2 protein-coding genes are annotated in these 3,550 nt (G+C 66.8%); one reads left to right on the top strand and one right to left on the bottom strand.

Annotation, left to right across the window (positions count from 1 at the left end; translation table 11 throughout):
- Nucleotides 1–98: 98 nt before the first annotated feature.
- Nucleotides 99–3,167, bottom strand: coding sequence for a hybrid sensor histidine kinase/response regulator (locus LRA98_RS12600; RefSeq protein WP_238633661.1), 3,069 nt, complete (start codon nucleotides 3,165–3,167; stop codon nucleotides 99–101).
- Between the two features lie 226 nt (nucleotides 3,168–3,393).
- Here LRA98_RS12600 and LRA98_RS13235 point away from each other — a divergent pair, with 226 nt between their 5' ends.
- Nucleotides 3,394–3,480 carry a diacylglycerol kinase gene (locus tag LRA98_RS13235; RefSeq protein ID WP_201241715.1) on the top strand — a complete coding sequence of 29 codons (87 nt, stop codon included), beginning with the start codon at nucleotides 3,394–3,396 and terminating at the stop codon, nucleotides 3,478–3,480.
- Nucleotides 3,481–3,550 lie beyond the last annotated feature (70 nt).

Here is a 3,550-nt window from a genome sequence, read left to right on the forward strand (position 1 = left end):
GTGTAGCCGCGCATGCGCCGCGATCTCCGGAGGCCGCCGCGTTCAGAAAATCTCCACGCTCATCGAGAGCAGGGCGGTGAGCGCCCGGTCGCCCGGTCTTAGGCGAGGCCTGCGATCCGCCGGACCAGGCCGGCCAGCTCCTGCCTTGTGACCGGTTTGTTGAGGTAGGCATCGAGGGTGATGCCACGGGCCATGCGCTCCGCGTCTTCGCGGGCATAGGCGGTGCACAGGGCGATGGTCGCTGGGGGCAGCCCCCGCTGCTGTTCGTCAGCGCGAACGGCCTGCGCCACCTCGGTGCCGTCGAGATCCGGCATGTGCAGGTCGAGCAGCAGTAGATCGAATGTTTCTTGGTCCCAGGCCTTGAGGGCGGCGTTACCGCTCGGGGCTGTCGCCACCGAGCAGCCAAGCTGCTCAAGCATCGCCCGGGCAAGCAGGGCGTTGGTCGGCTCATCGTCGGCGACCAGAACGCGGGGGGCGTGTTCCGTCGATTTGGCGGGGGCGGGCGTTGCAGGTTCACCTCGATTGCCCTCCGGGGCAGCGGGCCGCTCGGCGGCGGGCAGCGCAATGGTGAAGGAGAAGGTCGAGCCTTGTCCGGGTGCGCTCTCCAGCGACAGGCTGCCATCGAGGCATTGCACCAGTTCCCGGACAATCGCCAGTCCCAGTCCGTGGCCCGGGTGCGGGCCCTGGTAGTCGCCGCGGTGGAAGGCCTGGAAGATCTGCTCCTGCTTTTCACGAGAGAGGCCCGGTCCGGTGTCTTGGACGGCAAAGCGGATGCGCCCATCGGTCTCGTCCGAGGACACCTCGAGATGGACCGAGCCGGCCGGGGTGTACTTGACGGCGTTCCCGAGCAGATTGGAAAGCACTTGCCCGAGTCGCGTGGCATCCCCCTCGACCCACTCCGGCACGCTTGTGCCGATGCGCCGGGTCAGGCTCAGCCCCTGTTCGCGGGCCGTGGCCTCCAGCATGGTGCACTGGCCATCGATCAAATCGGGTAGCGAGAAGGTTTCCGGGCGAAGCTCAAGCTGTCCCGCCTGGAGGCGAGTGAGATCGAGCAGCGTATCGATGAGCCGCAGCAACCGCTCGGCGCCCTGCCGGCAGTGCTGCATGTACTCCGCGCGTTGCCGTTCGGGCAGATCCGGCTCGTCGAGCAGCTCGAGGAACCCCATCAGGGCATTGAGGGGGGTGCGAAGATCGTGGCTGACAGCGCGCAGGAACGCATCCTTGGTCTCGTTGGCCTGGGCCAGTGAACGCCGCAGTTCCCGGTCCTCGGTCACGTCCTGGGCTGTGCCGCGGAGGATTCTGGGGTGTCCTTCTGCGTCGAACTCCGTGTAGCCACGGGCGTACAGGGTCCGTTCCTGCCCGTCCGGGCACAGGACGCGGTGTTCGATGACGTACGGAGTGCCGGCATGCAGTGACTGCTCAATGGCTGCTTCCACTTGGGGCCGGTCCTTCGGGTGGATCATGGCCCTGTACCGTTCGAAGGTCATCCCGTGGTCGGGCGGCCCGGCCCTAAATAGCTCATACATCTCCTCGGACCATTCCACCGCCCCGGTCCGGGTGTCATAGCTCCAGTGGCCGAGTCGGCCGATCCGCTTGGCCTCGGCGAGTTCCTGCTCACGGCGGCGCAGGGCGAACTCCGTTTCCTTGAGCTGCTGCACCTCAACGTAGGTTCCGGCGATCAGTGCCGGGGTGCCATCCGCCGCCCGCCGCAGCGTCTGCCCACGGGCCTGGACCCAGAGCCAATCCCCGTCGGCGCAGCGATACCGGAACTCGTACGTGAACGTGTGCCCTCTGGTTAGCTGGCGCTCCAGGGTCGCTTCGATGGGCGCGATATCGTCGGGATGGACGCTGGAGCGCCACTGCTCGTAAGAGAGCGGCGCCTGCTGCATCGGGTCCAACCCGAACATCCGGCAGCAGGTCGCATCCAGCGTTACGGCGTCGGCCCGGGTATCCCACTCCCAGACGCCGAAGCCGGCGGCCTCCTGGGCCAGCCGCAGCCGATGCTGCTCGGCGGATTGCTGGCTGAGGTCCATACAGGCGCCGAGCCTGCCGATTAGCTCGCCCTGCGCATTGAGTACGGGCGCCACGCTTACCCGGGCGCGGAAGCGCTCACCGTCTGACCGGATCAGCTCGTACTCGCGTGTGTACTCCTGCCGGGTGCGCCGGAGCCACTCAATCCCCTCCGCGACCTCTGCGCGATCCGCGGGCTCGTGCAATGTGCGCACGTCTCTGCCGATGAGGGCCTCGCGCGGATAACCGAAGAGCAACTCGGCGCTGCGGCTGGCCTCGCAGATCGTGCCGTGAAGATCGGTCTGGATCAGGCTGACCGAGGTCTCGGCCTGCAGGATGGCCTCAAGCTGTTGGCGGCGCTCCTCGACCCGGTCCAGAACCTGTCGGTATTCCGTGATGTCCTGGACAATGGTCTGGACAATCCAGGTGCCGTGCTCGTCCCGCCATTGGCACGCCGCTTCACGGACCCACAGGGTTCGCCCATCGGGATGGAGGATCCGGTACTCCCCCTGGCTCGATTCCAACGAAGGGTCCGCTTCGAACTGGTACTCGGCGATCTGGAACCGATCCGTCTCCGGGATCCGCTGGATCAGGGTCGCCCAGTCCGGGGGCGGCTGCTCCGGGTCGAACCCGGTGAGTTCGTACATCATCGGCGACCAGACCATCTGTCCGGTCCGTGGGTACGTCACCCAGTGGCCAAGGCGCCCGATCCGCTCGGCCTGCTCCAGGCGCTGTCTGGTCGCCTCGAGTTCCTGCTGGTGGGTCTCCCGCTCGGTGACGTCTTGCTCGGTGCCGACCAGGCGCACGGCATTGCCTTCGGCATCGAGTTCGACCCGGCCCTGGGAGCGCACATAGCGCCGCCCTCCATCCAGGCGGCGGATGCGAAAGATCTGGTTCCAGGGCTGGTGATGCCGCACGGCGAGCTTGATGGCCTCCTCGGCCTCGGCGCGATCCTGCGGGTGGATGTGGCTGCGCCAGGTCTCGGCATCGAACACCCCACCCGGGCAGGCAGGGTCCGATTGATAGCCGTAGAGGCGTTGCAGGTGGGCGTCGGCCTCGATCTGCCCGGTGGTGACGTCCTGCCGCCACAGCCCGATGCCACTGAGTTCCTGCAGGAGCGTCAGACGGCTGGTTGCTGAGCAGTCTTCGAACGCCACAGTGGTCAGTCAGCCCGGTAGGGTGGGGTGGTGAAGGCGGTTTGGCGCGAACCGTTTCTACGCGGAATCATACGTGGGACGTTCTCCTTGGCCGGCATCGATCAGGATGTCCATCCGAAGGCTAAGGGTAACGCACTCGAAGCTGGGTGGGCATGACGGGGCGCTTTGCGAAGCCCCCGTCGCCGGCGTGGGGGCACACCCGGGATGATAGGGTGCCGCGCATGGTGTGCGGGCCAAGGATCTGGGGTCGGCAGCGGTGTTCGTGGCGATCGTCAATGCCGTCGCGCTTTGGCTGCTGGTGTTGCTTGGGTGAATCGCTGAGCCTCGTCCATGCGCACGCGAAGGCGTGCAGGGTTGGCGTGCCCGCTCGACGCAGAACCAGA

Origin of the sequence: Halorhodospira sp. M38 (assembly GCF_022227985.1) — a bacterium.
GTDB classification, from domain to species: Bacteria; Pseudomonadota; Gammaproteobacteria; order Nitrococcales; family Halorhodospiraceae; genus Halorhodospira; species Halorhodospira halophila_A.